The 16,419-nt window shown below is 68.3% G+C and carries 10 protein-coding genes; 3 read left to right on the top strand and 7 right to left on the bottom strand.

The window, feature by feature from the left end; translation table 11 throughout:
* Positions 1-4: 4 nt before the first annotated feature.
* The 6 genes from malQ to JM664_RS18160 are packed head-to-tail and all read right to left on the bottom strand — an operon-like array spanning position 5 to position 11,301.
* Positions 5-1,876: a 4-alpha-glucanotransferase gene (gene malQ / locus JM664_RS18185; RefSeq protein WP_227421354.1), complete on the bottom strand. Its 1,872-nt coding sequence runs from the start codon at positions 1,874-1,876 to the stop codon at positions 5-7.
* A complete protein-coding gene (gene glgX, locus JM664_RS18180; RefSeq protein ID WP_227421353.1) occupies positions 1,869-3,962 on the bottom strand; it encodes a glycogen debranching protein GlgX in 2,094 nt (697 codons plus the stop codon). Before glgX ends, malQ begins: the two co-directional genes overlap by 8 nt.
* Positions 3,959-5,380: a glycogen synthase GlgA gene (gene glgA / locus JM664_RS18175; protein ID WP_227421352.1), complete on the bottom strand. Its 1,422-nt coding sequence runs from the start codon at positions 5,378-5,380 to the stop codon at positions 3,959-3,961. Before glgA ends, glgX begins: the two co-directional genes overlap by 4 nt.
* Positions 5,377-6,639 (bottom strand): glucose-1-phosphate adenylyltransferase, encoded by a 1,263-nt coding sequence (gene glgC, locus JM664_RS18170; protein WP_227421351.1) that lies wholly within the window; start codon positions 6,637-6,639, stop codon positions 5,377-5,379. The genes glgA and glgC overlap by 4 nt, the downstream gene beginning before the upstream one ends.
* Positions 6,640-6,664: 25 nt before the next feature.
* Positions 6,665-8,869, bottom strand: coding sequence for a 1,4-alpha-glucan branching protein GlgB (gene glgB, locus JM664_RS18165; RefSeq protein WP_227421350.1), 2,205 nt, complete (start codon positions 8,867-8,869; stop codon positions 6,665-6,667).
* Positions 8,866-11,301, bottom strand: a complete 2,436-nt coding sequence (locus tag JM664_RS18160) for a glycogen/starch/alpha-glucan phosphorylase (protein WP_227421349.1) — start codon at positions 11,299-11,301, stop codon at positions 8,866-8,868. The genes glgB and JM664_RS18160 overlap by 4 nt, the downstream gene beginning before the upstream one ends.
* Before the next feature lie 571 nt (positions 11,302-11,872).
* Here JM664_RS18160 and JM664_RS18155 point away from each other — a divergent pair.
* Genes JM664_RS18155 through ggpS form a run of 3 tightly spaced genes read left to right on the top strand, consistent with a single transcriptional unit; the run spans position 11,873 to position 15,280 of the window.
* A complete protein-coding gene (locus JM664_RS18155; RefSeq protein WP_227421348.1) occupies positions 11,873-13,000 on the top strand; it encodes an NAD(P)H-dependent glycerol-3-phosphate dehydrogenase in 1,128 nt (375 codons plus the stop codon).
* Positions 13,001-13,044: 44 nt separating this feature from the next.
* The gene (locus JM664_RS18150) at positions 13,045-13,791 is read left to right on the top strand and encodes an HAD-IIB family hydrolase (protein WP_227421405.1); all 747 of its coding nucleotides are present in this window, start codon (positions 13,045-13,047) and stop codon (positions 13,789-13,791) included.
* Entirely contained in the window at positions 13,781-15,280 is a 1,500-nt protein-coding gene (gene ggpS / locus JM664_RS18145) for a glucosylglycerol-phosphate synthase (protein WP_227421347.1), read from the top strand. The genes JM664_RS18150 and ggpS overlap by 11 nt, the downstream gene beginning before the upstream one ends.
* A gap of 54 nt (positions 15,281-15,334) precedes the next feature.
* On the opposite strand, the gene JM664_RS18140 is transcribed toward ggpS, so the two are convergent.
* On the bottom strand, positions 15,335-16,255 hold the full coding sequence (locus tag JM664_RS18140) for a PRC-barrel domain-containing protein (RefSeq protein WP_227421346.1): 921 nt from the start codon (positions 16,253-16,255) through the stop codon (positions 15,335-15,337).
* Between the last annotated feature and the right edge of the window lie 164 nt (positions 16,256-16,419).

Here is a 16,419-nt window from a genome sequence, read left to right as displayed (position 1 = left end):
CCTCCTAGCGTCCATTCTCGGACATTATCCCGGCCGCGCGTGCCACCCGGACGTCGTCCGCCAGCGCCTCGGGCCCAAGCGGCAGCCTGCGGCGCCAGTTCGGATGCTCGTCCACCGTGCCGGGCAGGTTCGGCTGCTCCTCGAGCTCCAGGATATCCTCAATCTGCAGAGCGACCAACGCCGAGGCGGTGCGCGAAAGATGCGCGTGCATTTCGTCGACCCCCTCGCCCCCGGCCAGCGTGGCGAACTCCTCCACGTCGCGGGCGCGGTCGCGTCGCGCCTCGGCTGCAGTCTCGCCGTCGATGTCGCCGATCCGGTGCCGCCAGTCGATGTCGCAGCCGCGGCGCCATCCTGCGAAGGTCGGAAGGTCATGGGTGCCGAATGAGGCCAGCGCCCGCGGCTCCCACTCCGGCGGCGGGCGGAACCGCTCCTCGTCCCGCTCGAACATCGCGACGCGACAGCCGAGCAGCCCGGCATCGCTCATGTCGTCCTGCAGGCCCTCGGGCACGTTGCCCAGATCCTCGCCGACGACGACCGCACCCGCACGATGGGCCTCGATCCGCACCACCGCCAGCATCGCCGCCTTGGGCATGGTGACGTAGGTGCCCGGCGCGCCCTGAGGCACCCAGAAGGCGCGCTCGAACCCCAGGATGTGGTCGATCCTGAGAAGCCGCGCGTAGTTGAGTTGCATTCGCAGCGTCTCGATCAGCGGCCGGAAGCCATCCGCCACCAGCGCCCGCGGCGACAGCGGCGCCAGGCCCCAGTTCTGCCCCTCGGCGGAGAAGGCGTCGGGCGGCGCGCCAAGCGAGACGCCGCTCGCGAAGGCGCCCGGGTCGGTCCAGGTCTCCGCTCCGTGCGGGTGCGTGCCGACCGCGAGGTCGAGGTAGAGGCCGTGGCTCATCCCCACCTGGTCCGCCGCCCGCGCCACTGCGCCGAGCTGCTGTGCCGCCCGCCACTGCAGGAACTGGTGGTAGACGATCCGATCGCCCGCTCCGTTGGCAAAGGCCGCGACCTCGGGCGAGCGCGCATCCTGCAGCGCCTTCGGCCAGCCGGACCAGTAGGAGCCGTGGACCTCGGAGAGCGCCTGGTGGACGGCGAATGTCCTGAGCGGCTCGCCTTCAGAGGCCACCCAGGCGTCGAATTCCGCATCTCCGCCTCCTGCGCGGAAGCGCTCAAAGGCGCGGGCGAGCCGCGCCCGCTTGGCCGGCACCGCCTCGTCGTAGTCGATGAGGCTCCAGCCGGGATGGTCGCCCTCGGGCACCGCCACGTGCAGCGCGTTGAGCCGCCGGCGGTGCGACGGCGAATAGGGGCTGACCGCGCCGGCATCCTCAAGGAAGCCCGCGTGGATCGGGTTGATGCCCACGAAGCTCGCGCCCTGCCTGCCGAGCGCCAGCACCGCGCTGGCAAGGTCGGCGTAGTCGCCGATGCCGCCCACCTCGGCCGGCCGCAGGCCGTAGAGCGGCAACGTGACGCCCCAGTCCCGCTGGGGCAGCGGCGCGCGCGGCGGCACCGCCAGCAGCAGGCAGGTGTCGGACCCGACCCGCAGACGGTGATAGCCGGGCGGCAAGTCTACGGTGTCAGCCGCTCCGCCCTCGACCGTCTCGCCGGCCTCGGTGGTGACGGCCCAGTCCGTTTCGGCCGGGGCAAGTCGCCCCGCCTCCACCACTTGCCATTCCGGCACCCGGCGCGCCCCATCGCGCTCGCGCAGCGCGCCAAGCGTCTCGGCTGCCTCGCCGTCGGTGGCCGCCGGCATCTCGAGTGCGGCGAGAATGGCCCGCAGCGTCTCTGGCGAGGCGGTCCGGATGTCGCCCATCTGATCCACGTAGGAGACCGCGACGCCCGCCTCACGGGCCAGATCCTCCAGCGGCTCAGTCATCGTCGGCGCTCTTGACGAAGACTGCGACCGACTGCCCCGCCACGGTCACGCTTCCCGAGACGGAGGCCTCCTCGCGCTCGGGCTCGGCGGTGTCGATGCACCAGGTCCAGTGACGGCCTTCGGTCGGCTCGGGCAGCGTCACCTCGACCTCCGCGCCTGCGTTGAAGACGGCGAAGACCGCGTCGGCCAGCGCGGCGTAGGACGGCGATCCGCCGGCGGTCCTGATTTCGGCGCAAACGATCTGCAACTCGGGATCCTCCCAGTCCTTGCGCGTCATCCTCTTTCCATCGGGACGACGCCAGAACAAATCCTCGATGCGGTCTTCGGTTCGCTCGCGAGAGTGCAGAAAACGCTTCTGGCGCAGAATCGGCTGCTCCTTGCGGAAGGCGATCATCTTCCTTGTGAATTCGAGAAAGGCGTCGTCGGCGCGTGTCCAGTCGATCCAGCCCGTCGCGTTATCCTGGTTGTAGGCGTTGTTGTTGCCGCGCTGGCTGTTGCCGATCTCGTCGCCGCCCAGGATCATCGGCGTGCCTTGGCTGAGGAGCAGCGTCGCCATCATGTTGCGCCGGCGCCGGGCGCGCGCGGCGACGATGGCGGGATCGCGGCTCGGCCCCTCGTGACCCATGTTGTCGGAGAAGTTCTCCGGGTGGCCGTCGCGGCCCTGCTCGCCGTTGGCGAGGTTGTGCCGTCGGCTGTAGCTGACCACGTCCGTCAGCGTGAATCCGTCGTGCGAGGTCAGCATGTTGACGCTCACAGTCGCCGGCCGGCCCGAATGATCGAACTGGTTGGCCGAACCTGTCAGGCGGTCGGCGACCTCGGGGACCATGCCCTTGTCGCCACGCCAGAAGCGGCGAATGCCATCGCGAAACTTGTCGTTCCACTCCATGAAGGGCGGCGGGAAGGCGCCGAGCTGATAGCCGCCGGGCCCAATGTCCCACGGCTCGGCTATGAGCTTGACGCGGGTCAGGACCGGATCCTGCCGCACTGCATCGAAAAACGCCGCGCCGCTGTCGAACCCGCCCTCGTTCACCCGGCCGAGCGTGGCGCAGAGGTCGAAGCGGAAACCGTCGACATGCATCACCTCGACCCAGTATCGGAGCGAGTCCATGATCATCCGGAGCACCATCGGATGATCCACGTTGACCGTGTTGCCGGTGCCGGTGTCGTTGACGTAGTAGCGCCGGTCCTGCGGCATCAGGCGATAGTAGCTGGCGTTGTCGAGGCCGCGGAAGGCCAGGGTCGGCCCGCGCTCATCGCCCTCGCAGGTGTGGTTGTAGACCACGTCCATCAGCACCTCGATGCCGGCCGCGTGCAGCCGCGCCACCATCTGCTGAAACTCGGCGATCTGCCCGGCATGAAGGTAGCGCGGATCGGGGGCGAAGAAGCCCAAGGTCTGGTAGCCCCAGTAGTTGGTCAGGCCCTTGTCGACCAGGAAACGGTCGTTGAGGAATGCCTGCGCGGGCAGGAGTTCGATCGCCGTGATGCCGAGGTCCGTCAGGTGCTCCAGCATCGGGTCCGAGGCGAGCCCGAGGAAGGTGCCGGGATGCGCCGCCCGCGGGTGCCGCGCCGTCAGTCCCTTGACGTGCGCCTCGTAGATGATCGTCTGGTCAGCCGGTATGGCAGGCGACCTGTCGCGCCCCCACGAGAATGTCGGGTCCTCGACGACCGAGCGCGGCATGTAGGGCGCGCTGTCGCGGGTGTCGAAGGAAAGGTCGCCGTCGGCGTGGCCGACGCGGTATCCCATCAGCGCGTCGTGCCAGCGCGGATGCGCGGTCAGCCGCTTGGCGTAGGGGTCGATCAGGAGCTTGTTGGCATTGAAGCGGTGTCCGTGCCGCGGGTCGTAGGGGCCGTGGGCGCGGAAGCCGTACATCTGCCCGGGGCGCAGGCCCGGGATGAAGCCGTGCCAGACGTCGCCGTCGCGCTCGGGCAGGTCGATCCGCTGCACCTCGGTCCGTCCGTCGTCGGAGAAGAGGCAGAGCACCATCCTCGTTGCGTGGACGGAGAACACGGCGAAGTTGACGCCGTCACCCTCAAACGTTGCGCCGAGCGGCGCAGGCCGCCCGCCCCTGATTGCGTGGCTCGTCATGGGGCCGCCGTCACCTCGGCGTAGAGCGCCGCGTAGTCGGCGGCAGAGGCGTCCCAGCCCACCGGCTGGCGCATCGCGTTGTTCTGGATCTCGCGGAAAAGCTCCGGCCGGTCGAAGAGGTCGCAGAGACGGCAGAGCGTGTTCGTGAGCTTCAGCGCGGTGATCGGGCGGAACTGCAGCCCGGTCGCGACACCGCTGCGCAGCGCCATCGGGTTGGCATCGATCACCGTGTCCGCCAGTCCGCCAGTCAGAGCCACGACCGGGACCGTCCCGTAGCGCAGGCCGTAGAGCTGCGTCAGACCGCAGGGCTCGAACCGCGACGGGATGAGGATCGCGTCCGAGCCGGCGATGATCCGGTGCGACAGCGCCTCGTCATAGCCGATGCGCACCGCGACCCGCGTCGGATGCGCCTCCTCCATCCGCCGCCAGGCGTCCTCGAGTTCAGCGTCGCCTGAGCCCAGCAGCACGAGCCGCCCGTCCCGCTCGAGCAGCGCAGGCAGCGCCTCGAGCAAGAGGTCGAGACCCTTCTGCGATGTGAGCCGCGAGACGACGCAGGCGATTGGACCCGTCCCCTCCTCCAGCCCCATCTCGATCATCAGGTCGCGCCGCGCCGCGACCTTTCCCTCAGGCGCGTCGTAGCCGGCGATCGCCGGGTCCATCGCGGGGTTCCACGCCTCGGTGTCGATGCCGTTCAGGATGCCCTGGAGCGCGCCGGCCCGGTGCCGGATCAGCCCGTCGAGCCCCATCCCGAACTCGGGCGTCTGCAGCTCCTCGGCATAGGTCGGGCTGACGGTCGTCAGCCGGTCGGCATGGACCAGCCCCGCCTTCAGCGCGCTCACCTGCCCCCAGTACTCATAGCCGTCGGCGTTGAAGCCCGCCTCCGGCAGCCTCAGCCAGTGGCGACGGTCCGCCGGCGCGAGGCCGTGGAAGGCGATGTTGTGCACGGTCATGATCGTCGGCACGTGCCGCGCGAGGTAGAGCGGCATCAGCCCCGCCTGCCAGTCGTGCCCGTGCGCCAGTTCCGGGCGCCACTCGCCGTCCCCCTCGCGCGCCAGCCGCGCGGCTAGCCACGAGAGCGCCGCGAAGCGCTCGGGGTTGTCCGGCCAGTCGCGCCGGTCGGCGCCGAGATAGATCGAGCCCTCCCGCTCGAAGAGGTGCGGCGCATCGACGAGGTAGAGCTGCAGACCGGCCGCCGTGGCGCGCACGACCCGGCCGGGGCCGCCGAAGAGGTCGTCCTCCTCCATCACCGTCGGGCCCGGCTCGACCGCCGCGCGGACCTGCGGATAGGCCGGCAGCATCACCCGCATGTCCCAGCCCTGCCGGGCGAGCGCCGCCGGTAGCGCACCGACCACGTCCGCCAGACCGCCGGTCTTGACCAGCGGCGCGCATTCGGATGCGACCGACAGCACCGCCCTCATTGGGCGGCGGCTCGCCTGTTCAGCATGTCCTGGGTGATGAGGGTGACGCCGCCGTCGGTGACGCGAAACCACTTCGCGTCCTCCTCGGGATCCTCGCCCACGACCAGCCGCTCGGGAATGTTGACGTCGGAATCGATCACCACCCGCTTCAGGCTCGCCCGGCGCCCGATCGTCACGCGCGGCAGCACGACCGCGTATTCCAGCGTCGAGTAGGAATTGGCGTGGACCTGCGTAAAGAGCAGCGAGTTCCGCACTTCAGTGCCCGAGATGATGCACCCGCCCGACACCAGCGAGCTGATCGCCACGCCGCGCCGGTCCTCCTGGTCGTGAATGAACTTGGCCGGCGGCATCTGCTCAGAATAGGTCCAGATGGGCCACTCCCGGTCCCAGAGGTCGAGATCGGGATCGAAGTCGGTCAGGTCGACATTGGCCTTCCAGAATGCGTCGACCGTGCCCGCGTCGCGCCAGTAGGCCGGGTCGCCGTCCGGCCGCACGCAGCTCTCGTCGAAGCGGTGCGCGACCGCCTTCCCGTGCTTCACGATGTCCGGAATGATGTCGCCGCCGAAATCGTGCTTGCTCTGCGGGTCCGCAGCGTCCTTGCGCAGCAGCTCGCGCAGGTAGGGCCAGGCAAAGACGTAGATCCCCATCGAGGCCAGCGCCACGTTCGGATCGGCGGGCGTGCCCGGCGGATCGGCCGGCTTTTCGAGGAACGAGGTGATGCGGTCGTCCTCGTCCACATGCATCACGCCGAACGCCACGGCCTCCATGCGCGGCACCGTCAGGCACCCGACCGTCACGTCGGCGCCGCTGTCGCAGTGCTGCTGCAGCATGACCTCGTAGTCCATCTTGTAGACGTGATCGCCCGCCAGCACGACGATGAAGTCGACGTCATAGCTGTCGACGATGTCGATGTTCTGCGTCACCGCGTCGGCGGTGCCCAGGTACCATTGCGTCTCGCTCACGCGCTGCGACGCCGGCAGGATGTCGAGGTACTCGTTCCGCTCGGCGCGGAAGAAGTTCCAGCCGCGCTGGCAGTGCCGGATCAGGCTATGCGCCTTGTACTGCGTGGCAATCGCCATCTTGCGGATGCCCGAGTTCAGCGCGTTCGACAATGCGAAGTCGATGATCCGCGCCTTGCCGCCGAAGGGAACCGCCGGCTTGGCCCGGTAATCCGTCAGCTCCTTGAGCCGGCTCCCGCGTCCGCCCGCAAGCACGAACGCCATGCTGCGGCTGGTTAGCCGCTGCGTCGGATGTACCATTGCTTCCCCCCGGTCTGCTTGTTGTTCAGGCGCCCTCGTAGGTCAGGATCACCGTTGCCAGTGGGGGAAGCGTAACAGTGGCCGAGGCCGGCTGGCCATGATGTTCTTCGGCAGCGGCATCGACACCACCCATGTTGCCGCGGTTGCCACCGCCGTAGATATCGGCGTCCGTGTTGAGTGCCTCCTTCCAGCGGCCCTCGAGCGGCAGGCCGCAGCGCCAGGTCCGCTCGACCGGAGTGAAATTGCAAATCACCACCACCGGCGGGTCGCCCTCGTCGCCGTAGCGGCACCAGGCATAGATCGACTCATCGGCGTTGTTCGCCTCGATCCAGCGGAATCCCTCCGGCTCGCAGTCCTTGACGTGCAACGCCGGATGGTCGCGGTAGAGCGTGTTCAGGTCACGCACCAGGCGCTGGATTCCGGCGTTTGCCGGCTGCTGGGCGGCGTGCCAGTCGAGCTGCGTGTTGTGGTTCCACTCAGCTGCCTGGGCGAACTCCTGCCCCATGAACAGGAGCTTCTTACCCGGATGGCCCCACATGAAGCCGTAGTAGGCGCGCAGGTTGGCAAACTTCTCCCAGCCGTTGCCGGGCATCTTGTTGAGCATCGAACCTTTGCCGTGCACGACCTCGTCGTGGCTGATCGGCAGGATGAAGTTCTCGCTGAAGGCGTAGTGCAGGCCGAACGTCATCTGATGGTGATGGTGCCGGCGGTAGAGCGGATCCTTCTGCATGTAACTCAGGGTGTCATTCATCCACCCCATGTTCCACTTGTAGCCGAAGCCCAGTCCGCCGCAGTCCACCGGCTGCGACACGCCCGGGAAGCTGGTCGATTCCTCGGCCACGGTCATGATGCCGGGATGGTTGCCGTAGGTCTCGACGTTCATCCGCTGCAGCACGGCGATCGCCTCGTAATTCTCACGCCCACCGTGGATGTTCGGAACCCATTGGCCCTCCTGCCGCGAATAGTCGCGGTAGAGCATCGAGGCCACCGCATCCACGCGCAGCCCGTCGATGTGGTACTCCTCCAGCCAGTAGAGCGCATTGGAGACGAGGTAGTTGGCGACCTCCACGCGACCGTAATTGTAGATCAGCGTGTTCCAGTCCTGGTGGAAGCCTTCGCGAGGGTCGGCATGCTCGTAGAGCGCGGTTCCGTCGAAACGACCAAGGCCGTGCGGGTCGGTCGGGAAGTGCCCCGGCACCCAGTCGAGGATCAGGCCGATGTCGGCCGCGTGCGCGGCCTCGACCAGGTCGCGGAACTCGTGCGGGGGACCAAACCGGATCGTTGGCGCGAACATTCCGACCGGCTGATAGCCCCACGAGCCATCGAACGGAAACTCGCTGATCGGCAGCAGCTCGATATGGCTGAAGCCCATGTCCTTGACGTAGCCGATCAGCTCCTCGGCGGCCTCCTTGTAGCTGATCGGACGGTTGCCCTCGTTTACGCGGCGACGCCACGAGCCGAGATGCACCTCGTAGACCGAGATCGGCGCGGTCCGGGCGTTGCGCTCCTGGCGCTTGTCCATCCAGCCGGAATCCTTCCAGCCGTAGCCCTTGATGTCGCGCACGACGCTGGCGTTCTCGGGCGGGTGCTGGCTGCCGAAGCCAACCGGGTCTGCCTTCGTCGGCATCAGGCTGCCGTCCGGGCCGATGATCTCGTACTTGTAGGCCTCGCCCTCGCCGATGCCGGGAACGAAGATCTCCCAGACGCCGGTCGCGCCACGCCTGCGCATCACGTGGCGGCGCCCGTCCCAGCCGTTGAAGCCCGCCACCACCGACACGCGTCGCGCGTTCGGCGCCCAGACGGCGAAGTGCGTGCCGCGGCAGCCCTCGTGCTCCATCACGTGGGCGCCCAGCGCGTTCCAGAGCCTGAGGTGCGTGCCCTCGCCGAGAAGGTACTCGTCGAGCTCGCCCATCACCGCGCCGAAGCGGTAGGCGTCCTCGTACTCCCAGGTCCGGCCGTGGCCTTCGCCCTTCAGGCGGTAGGCGCCCTCGCCCGGCGCGGACCCGGAAAAGACCATCTGGCCCACGCGCTCCAGCTCGTGCTCACCCTCGGGCGTCAGGACCCAGAGCCGTTCGGCACCGGGATCGAGCGCGGTCACGATCCGGTCGCGCCCCTGGCCTTGAGGGCCGAGGACCGCGAACGGGTCGTCATGCATTCCCGAGTCGAGCCGACCGATGACATCGGACGACAGGTTCAGGGCGGGGGCCGTTGCCGAGTTATCCGGGCTCATGCCTCCAAGGGTATGGCATTGCGTTCCGACGGCAAGCCGTCAGCCTCGATTGTTTCGCCGAGACCCACCGCCTCGGCGCCCCAGACGTCGGCCATGTAGCCGCGGATGGTGCGGTCGGACGAGAACCAGCCCGATCGCGCGGTGTTGAGCGCCGCCATCCGCGTCCAGCGGCCGGTCTCGCGGAACGCTCCATCCACCTCGCGCTGTGCGCGCCAGTAGTCGCTGAAGTCCGAGCTCACCAGGAAGTAGTCCCGCCGCGCCAGGTCGTCCGCGATGTTCGCGAACCGGTCGCGTTCATCGGGCGAGAAGGTACCGTTCCGGATCGCCTCGATCGCACGCTGCAGCCGCGGATCCCGCGCGACGGCCTCGGCCGCGTGGTCGTGCACCTGGCGCCGCTCTTCGACCTGATCGGCGGTCATGCCGAAGAGGAAGAAGTTGTCGGCGCCCACCTGCTCGCGGATCTCGACGTTGGCGCCGTCGAGCGTCCCGACCGTCAGCGCCCCGTTCAGCGCGAGCTTCATGTTGCCGGTGCCCGACGCCTCCTTGCCGGCGGTCGAGACCTGCTCGCTGAGGTCCGCGGCCGGGATCAGCCGTTCCGCCAGGCTCACGTTGTAGTTCGCCGGATAGACCACCTGCAGGTACTGGTTCGTCTGCGCGTCCGCGTTCAGCACGCGCGAGACCGAGTTGATGAGGTGGATGATCTCCTTGGCGTAGAAGTAGCCCGGCGCCGCCTTGCCGCCGAATATCTTGACCCGCGGCACCCAGTTGCCGTTCGGGTTGTCGCGGATCTCGAGCCAGAGCGCGATCGCTTCCAGGATGTTGAGGTGCTGGCGCTTGTATTCATGGATGCGCTTGATCTGAACGTCGAACATCGCCTGCGGGTCGACCCGTACGCCGCGGGTGTCGGCCAGCCAGTCGCTGAGGTCGGACTTGTTGGCCCGCTTCGCCGCGGCATAGCGATCGAGGAAGGCGGGATCGTCCACCACCTGCTCCAGCCGCTGCAGCTCCTCCAGGTCGTCCACCCAGCCGGTGCCGATCGAGTCGGTGATCAGCGCCGAGAGCCGCGGGTTGCACGACAGGAGCCAGCGCCTGGGCGTGACGCCATTGGTCTGGTTCACGATCCTCTCGGGATGCAGCCGGTGCAGGTCCTCGAAGACCGTCTTCTTCATCAGCTCGGTGTGCAGCCCCGAGACGCCGTTCACCCGGTTCGCCATGATGAAGCTCAGGTCGCCCATCCGCACGTCGCCATGGTCACGGATCCGCGCGCGGCGGTCGGGGTGCGCCTTGGCGTGGGCGTCGTCGATCCGCTCGATGAGCTGGATGTGGCGCGGCAGCATCCGCGAGAAGAGCTGCTCCGGCCACTTCTCCAGCGCCTCGGGCAGGAGCGTGTGGTTCGTATAATTGAGGCACCGCCGCGCCGTCTCGATCGCCTCGTCGAGGCCCATGCCGCGCTCGTCGTGCAGGAGCCGCACCAGCTCCGGACCGGCGATCGCGGGGTGCGTGTCGTTGAGCTGGACCGCCACCTTCTGCGGCAGCAGCCTCAGGTCCTGATACTCGCTCTCGAATCGGCGAAGGATGTCGCGCAGCGAGGCGGCGGTGAAGAAGTACTCCTGCACCAGCCGCAGCTGTTTGCCGCGTTCGGTGCTGTCGTCCGGATAGAGCACGCGGCTGATCGTCCGCGCCAGCGTCTCGGGCTCGGCCGCCGCGACGTAGTCGCCTGCGTTGAACCGCCCGAGGTCGAACAGGTGCGTCGGCAGCGCGCCCCAGAGGCGCAGCGTGTTCGCCCAGCGCCCCTGCCAGCCGATGACCGGCGTGTCGAACGCCTGCGCCAGCACGCTCCGCGACGTCTGCCAGACGGTGCGCGGCCCCTCCTGCCGGACCTCGCCGCCGATGCCGACCTCGAAGGCGGCCTCGGGCCGCGCAAACTCCCACGGATGCGCCTGCCGCAGCCAGTCCTCGGGCTCCTCGACCTGGCGCCCGTTGTCGAAGCGCTGGCGGAAGAGGCCGTGCTCGTAGCGGATGCCGTAGCCCATCGCAGGCACGCCCAGCGACGAAAGCGACTCGAGGAAGCAGGCCGCCAGACGCCCAAGGCCGCCGTTGCCCAAGGCCGCGTCGGGCTCGTCGTACATCACCTGCTCCAGGGACAGACCTGTCGGCCGCATCGCCGCTTCGGCCTCGTCGAGCAGCCCGAGGTTCTTGATCGCGTCCTCCAGCAGGCGCCCGATCAGGAACTCCATCGACAGGTAGTAGACGCGCTTCTTGCCGGCCGCGTAGCTGGCACGCGTCGAGTCGAACCACGTGTCGACGATCCGGTCACGCACCGACAGCGACAACGCCATCCGCCAGTCATAGAGGTTGGCATGCTTCGGGTCCTTGCCGATCGCGTACTTCAGGTGATCGGGCACCGCATCCCTGAGCCGAACTCTGACCATGTGCGCTCCTAACGTTACCAGGGCTGTACGGACCCACCATTGACTGCGAGCGCTAGCATCTGGACGTTGCCGACTCATTGACAGGCGGCCTTGCACTGCAGCGGTGCCGATCATGACGCAAATCCGCCTTCGGTCCAGCCCGGCAAGACCAGCCCTGGATGCCGCTTCCGCAGCGCCACGCGCGTAGTGCGAGTATGATCTGGCTCTATTTCGCGCGACCCGTGAAAGCGCCGCACAGCGCATCTCCGCAACGTCTTGAGGCAGTTGCCGGATTGAGCAATCGCCCGCAGATGGAGCATACGCTCGGCACCTGCAGCTCCCGTTAACCACCTCGACACTTGCGCGTGCGCCAGCGCATTTCGTCTACCTCTGAGATGGATATGCAACAGTAGAACGACTACCTGCCGTTGAACTCGTGCCACTAAATTGGGCGGCAGGCGCCAAGACGGCGCGAATCGGCCGTTCGCGGTTGGCGCACGCACCGACATCAGGTGAACTTCTTGGAGCTCGGCACAGCCAGCAGGTGTCGGGCCTTTCTGGCGACAGCCGCACTTGCTATCAAGCGGGCGACATGGCCACCGAACGCCTCTCAATACGCGCAGAGCCCTACTCCCGGGTCTGCGTCGTCGGCGCCGGCGCATGGGGCACGGCGCTGGCCGGGGTCGCGCGCCGATCCGGCCGCGAGGTCTCCCTCTGGGGGCGCGACGCCGAGGTACTCGAGGCGATCGCCACGCGGCGCGAGAACCCCCGCTACCTGCCCGGTATCGAGCTGCCGGCCGGCATCCGCACCACCACCGACATCGCCAGCGCCCTCGACGGCGCCGAGGCGGTGCTGATCGTGACCCCCTCCCGGACTCTGCGCGACATCTGCCGCATGATCGCGCCGCACCTGAGTCCACACGTGCCGGTCACGCTCTGCGCCAAGGGGATCGAGCAGGGCTCGGGCCTCCTCCTTACCGAGGTCGCGGGCGCCGAGCTGCCCGGCCACTCCATCGGCGCGCTCTCCGGCCCGACCTTCGCCCACGAGACGGCACTCGGGCACCCCACCGCAGCGACGGTCGCATTCCCCTTCGGTCACGAAGACCGCCAGGAGCCGTCGCGCTCCGTGGCCGCCCGCGTCGCCGTCTCGATGAGCAGCGACAGCTTCCGCCCCTACATCTCCGACGACCTCATCGGCGTGGAGATCGGCGGCGCCGTCAAGAACGTCATAGCCATCGCCTGCGGGATGATGACCGGCGCGGGCTTCGCCGAGAACACCCGCGCCGCCCTCATCACCCGCGGCATGAACGAGATGAAGAAGCTCGCCGAGGCCCTCGGCGGCCGGCGCGAGACGGTGACCGGCCTCTCCGGCGCCGGCGACCTCGTGCTCACCTGCTCCAGCCAGACCTCGCGCAACATGTCGCTCGGCGTCCAGCTCGGCCAGGGCATCCCGCGCGACCAGTGCTTCGAGGGCCGCCCTGTCGTGGTCGAGGGCGAGGTCAACGCCGTCTCGGTCGTGCAGCTCGCCCGCCGCATCCACGTGCCGATGCCGATCTGCGAGGCGGTCCACGCCATCCTGCACGAGGGCGTGCCGCTCAAGGTCGCGTTCGCCCAGGTCTGGTCGCGCCCTATCACGGCCGAACCGCAGGATCTCGACATCTCGCTCACCCAGCCCACCGATCGCGAGGCGATCGACGCCTATACGGAAAGGTTCCAGTGACGCCCGACCAGTTCGCCGACCTGCCCCCGCTCGCCGACCGCCGCATGGTGCTGGCGACCGACCTCGACGGCACCTTCCTCGGCGGCTCGGACGAGGACCGCCGCCGGCTCTACGACTGGATCGAAGGGAACCGCGCGACCGTCGGCCTCGTCTTCGTCACCGGCCGCGATCCCGACTTCATCCGCGACCTCTGCGCGGGCCTCGTGCCCTGGCCCGAATACGTCGTCGGCGACGTCGGCACCACCATCGCCCACGTCGAGCCCGGCGGCCGCCTGGTCCCGATCCCCGACCTCGAGGCCGACATCGCCGAGCGCTGGAGCGACGCCGGCGAGAGCGTGCGCGAGCGCCTGAACGAGCATCCCGGCCTGACGCTGCAACCGACCGACTTCCGCTACCGCGTCAGCTACGACCTCGTGCCGGACGAGTTCGATCCCGGCGCGCACGATGCGATCGCCGAGCTCGGCCTCGACACCCTCATCTCCGCCGACCGCTACTTCGACGTCCTGCCGCGCGGCGTCAGCAAGGGTCCGTCGCTGCGCCGCTTCGTCAAGCACATGGGCGTTGCCGAGGACCGCGTGCTGGTCGCGGGCGACACGATGAACGACCTCTCCATGCTCGAGCTCGGCCTGCCCGCCGTCGCCGTCGGCGGCTCGGAGGAGCCGCTCCTCACCCGCGTCCGGCACCTCGCGCACGTCCACAAGGCGCGCGCGATCGGCGCCGCCGGCATCCTCGAAGCCATCGCCGCCTTCGACCTCCACCCTTTGCCGAAAGGAGCGAGAGATGCCTTCTGACCTGGTCATCGTCTATCACCGCCAGCCCTACGAGGAGGTCGAGGTCGACGGGAAGATCGAGTTCCGCGAGAACGCGAGCCCCAACGGGATCGTCCCCACCCTCAAGAGCTTCTTCGGCCGCGTCGATCACGGCGCCTGGGTCGCTTGGAAGGCCGCGGAAGATCCCTCGAATCCCGAGTTCGAACGCGTGGTCGAAATCTCCGACAGCTACGGCGACTATTCGGTCTCGCGCCTGCCGCTGACGCCGGCGCAGGTGTCGTCCTTCTACCACGTCACGTCGAAGGAGGCGTTCTGGCCGATCCTGCACTCCTTCAAGGAGAAGTATAACTACGACCCCGTCGACTGGCCGACCTTCCGCGAGGTGAACTGGTCCTTCGCCGAGGCCGCCGCCGCGGAGGCGGCCGAGAACGCCGTGGTCTGGGTCCACGACTACAACCTCTGGCTGGTGCCGGGCTACCTGCGCAAGCTGCGCCCCGACGTGCGCATCAGCTTCTTCCACCACACACCGTTTCCCGCGGCCGACATGTTCAACGTGCTGCCGTGGCGGCGCGAGATCGTCGAGAGCCTGCTGGCCTGCGACGTCGTCGGCTTCCACATCGCGCGCTTCGTGGCGAACTTCGTGCAGGTGGCGCAGTCGATGTTCGACATCGAAGTGGTCGAGCGCCAGTACGTGGCCGAGAGCGAGCTCGACGAGCGCAGCGCTCTGGCCGAACGCCGTTCGCCCACCCGCATCTCCTACGAGGGGCGAGAGATCGCCGTCGCCGCGACGCCGGTCGGGGTCGACGTCGGTTACATCCGCCAGCTCGCGTCCGAGGAGAGCACGACGGAGCAGGCCCGCGCTATCAGGAAAGAAGTCGGCGAGGCGCAGATGGTCCTGTCGGTAGGCCGCACCGACTACACCAAGGGCGGCGCGCAGCAGCTGGAGAGCTTCGAGCGTGTTCTCGAGAACCGCCCCGACCTGCGCGGCAAGGTGCGCCTGATGCACGTCTCGGTCAGCGCCAACCGCAACATGCGCGTCTATTTCGACATCCAGAACGAGATCGAGCAGGTCGCGGGTCGCATCAACGGCCGCTTCGGCACCTTCGAGTGGCAGCCGATCGCGCTCATCAGCCGGGCGATTCCGTTCGACCAGCTCATCGCCTACTATCAGGCGGCCGACGTCTGCTGGATCACGCCGCTGGCCGACGGGATGAACCTTGTCTGCAAGGAGTTCGTGTCGAGCCGGCTCGACGGTGACGGCGTCCTGATCCTGTCGGAGTTCGCGGGCGCGGCAGTCCAGCTCGGAAACGCGGTGATCGTGAACCCCTACTCGCACCGCTCGATGGACCAGGCGCTCGAGAAGGCTCTCGTCATGCCCGAGGACGAGCGGCGTACGCGACTCGCGGGTCTCAGGGAAGCGGTGGAGCGCTATGACATCCGCGCCTGGGCCAGCGCGCAGATGGCTCTCTTCGACCACGGTGCGAAGCGGCCCGGCTTTCGCGTCGCCTGACGGCAATCGCGCCGCCGGCACATGGCCGGCGGCGCCCGGTTCAGACGGAACGGATCAGTTGTTGGCCGGTGGCGTCTCGACCTCCTCGATCTCCTCGCCCTCGGCCGGCGCTTCGCCTTCCGCAGGAGTCTCGACCGGCTCTATCTGCTGCGTATCCGCCGGGGCCGCGCCATCGGCCGGCACCATCCCGCCTGGCGGGGTCGCTCCATCGGCGGGCGCCACTCCGCCAGCCGGTGCCGGCGCCATGCCGTTGAGCGGTGCCGTGCCGCCACCTTCCATGCCCGTCGCTGCCGGCGCGTCCTCCTGATCGCGGAACACGTACTCCGGCGCGGCGTCAGCCTCCTCGCGCGTCAGGTTCGAGGTGATCTCGTTGGCGTCATAGTCGACCTGCAGATCGTCCCAGTTCACCGCGATCTGCTTTTCGCCGATGCCGAGGAACCCGCCCACGCCGATGACCGCCGCCGTCAGCTGGCCGGTCTCCCGGTCGAGGATCAGGTCGTTCACGTCACCAATGTTCTCGCCATCGGGCGACGAGACCGACGCGCCGGTGATCCAGTCGACCCGCAGCTCGTTCGGCGCCTGCTCGCGCGAGATCGACTGCTCGGCCTCGGCCGACAACTGTGCCTCGCCCTCGGCTTCCATCTCGCCCTCGACGGTCTCGGCCTCCATTTCGCCCTCGACGGTCTCGGTCTCGACTTCGACCTCCTGCATCTCGCTCTCGAGATTCTCGGCCGCGCCTTCCACCGCGTCTCCGGCGGCCTCGGCGCCTTCCTGCACGGCCTCGCCGGCAGCTTCGGCGCCCTGCTCGACGGCCGCGCCGGCTTCCTCGGCGGCGCCTTCGACGGTTTCACCGGCCTCGGCCTGATCGCTCTGGATGATGACCGTCTCGTTTTCCTGCGTCTGGGCCTCCTGCGCAAAGGCCGCGCCGGCCCCAATGGGCATGATCAGCGCCGTCGTGAGCAACAGTTTCCGCATCGTCTATCCTCCGATTCGGATCCGCGCCATCCGCGGATTTCCACTGTCAACAACTTCATCATCAACCGGTTCCCGCGCAGGTATAAACAGGCGGATACCGGCCGATCGAAGCATCCCGACCCTCGAATTGAATGCTGCCGCCCGCGCCTCTAAAAGACCGACGA

The organism is Roseitranquillus sediminis (genome assembly GCF_016918935.1).
Classification (GTDB): domain Bacteria; phylum Pseudomonadota; class Alphaproteobacteria; order Rhodobacterales; family Rhodobacteraceae; genus Roseitranquillus; species Roseitranquillus sediminis.
Note: the sequence above shows the minus strand (reverse complement) of the source record. Positions and strands in the feature narration are given on the sequence as shown.

What these genes read in the sequence shown, in the direction of transcription:
- glgA (WP_227421352.1), bottom strand. Translation starts at nt 5,380, where the DNA reads ATGAGGGCGGTGCTGTCGGTCGCATCCGAATGCGCGCCGCTGGTCAAG.
- malQ (WP_227421354.1), bottom strand. Translation starts at nt 1,876, where the DNA reads ATGACTGAGCCGCTGGAGGATCTGGCCCGTGAGGCGGGCGTCGCGGTC.
- ggpS (WP_227421347.1), top strand. Translation starts at nt 13,781, where the DNA reads ATGCCTTCTGACCTGGTCATCGTCTATCACCGCCAGCCCTACGAGGAG.
- JM664_RS18160 (WP_227421349.1), bottom strand. Translation starts at nt 11,301, where the DNA reads ATGGTCAGAGTTCGGCTCAGGGATGCGGTGCCCGATCACCTGAAGTAC.
- JM664_RS18155 (WP_227421348.1), top strand. Translation starts at nt 11,873, where the DNA reads ATGGCCACCGAACGCCTCTCAATACGCGCAGAGCCCTACTCCCGGGTC.
- glgC (WP_227421351.1), bottom strand. Translation starts at nt 6,639, where the DNA reads ATGGTACATCCGACGCAGCGGCTAACCAGCCGCAGCATGGCGTTCGTG.
- glgB (WP_227421350.1), bottom strand. Translation starts at nt 8,869, where the DNA reads ATGAGCCCGGATAACTCGGCAACGGCCCCCGCCCTGAACCTGTCGTCC.
- JM664_RS18150 (WP_227421405.1), top strand. Translation starts at nt 13,045, where the DNA reads ATGGTGCTGGCGACCGACCTCGACGGCACCTTCCTCGGCGGCTCGGAC.
- glgX (WP_227421353.1), bottom strand. Translation starts at nt 3,962, where the DNA reads ATGACGAGCCACGCAATCAGGGGCGGGCGGCCTGCGCCGCTCGGCGCA.
- JM664_RS18140 (WP_227421346.1), bottom strand. Translation starts at nt 16,255, where the DNA reads ATGCGGAAACTGTTGCTCACGACGGCGCTGATCATGCCCATTGGGGCC.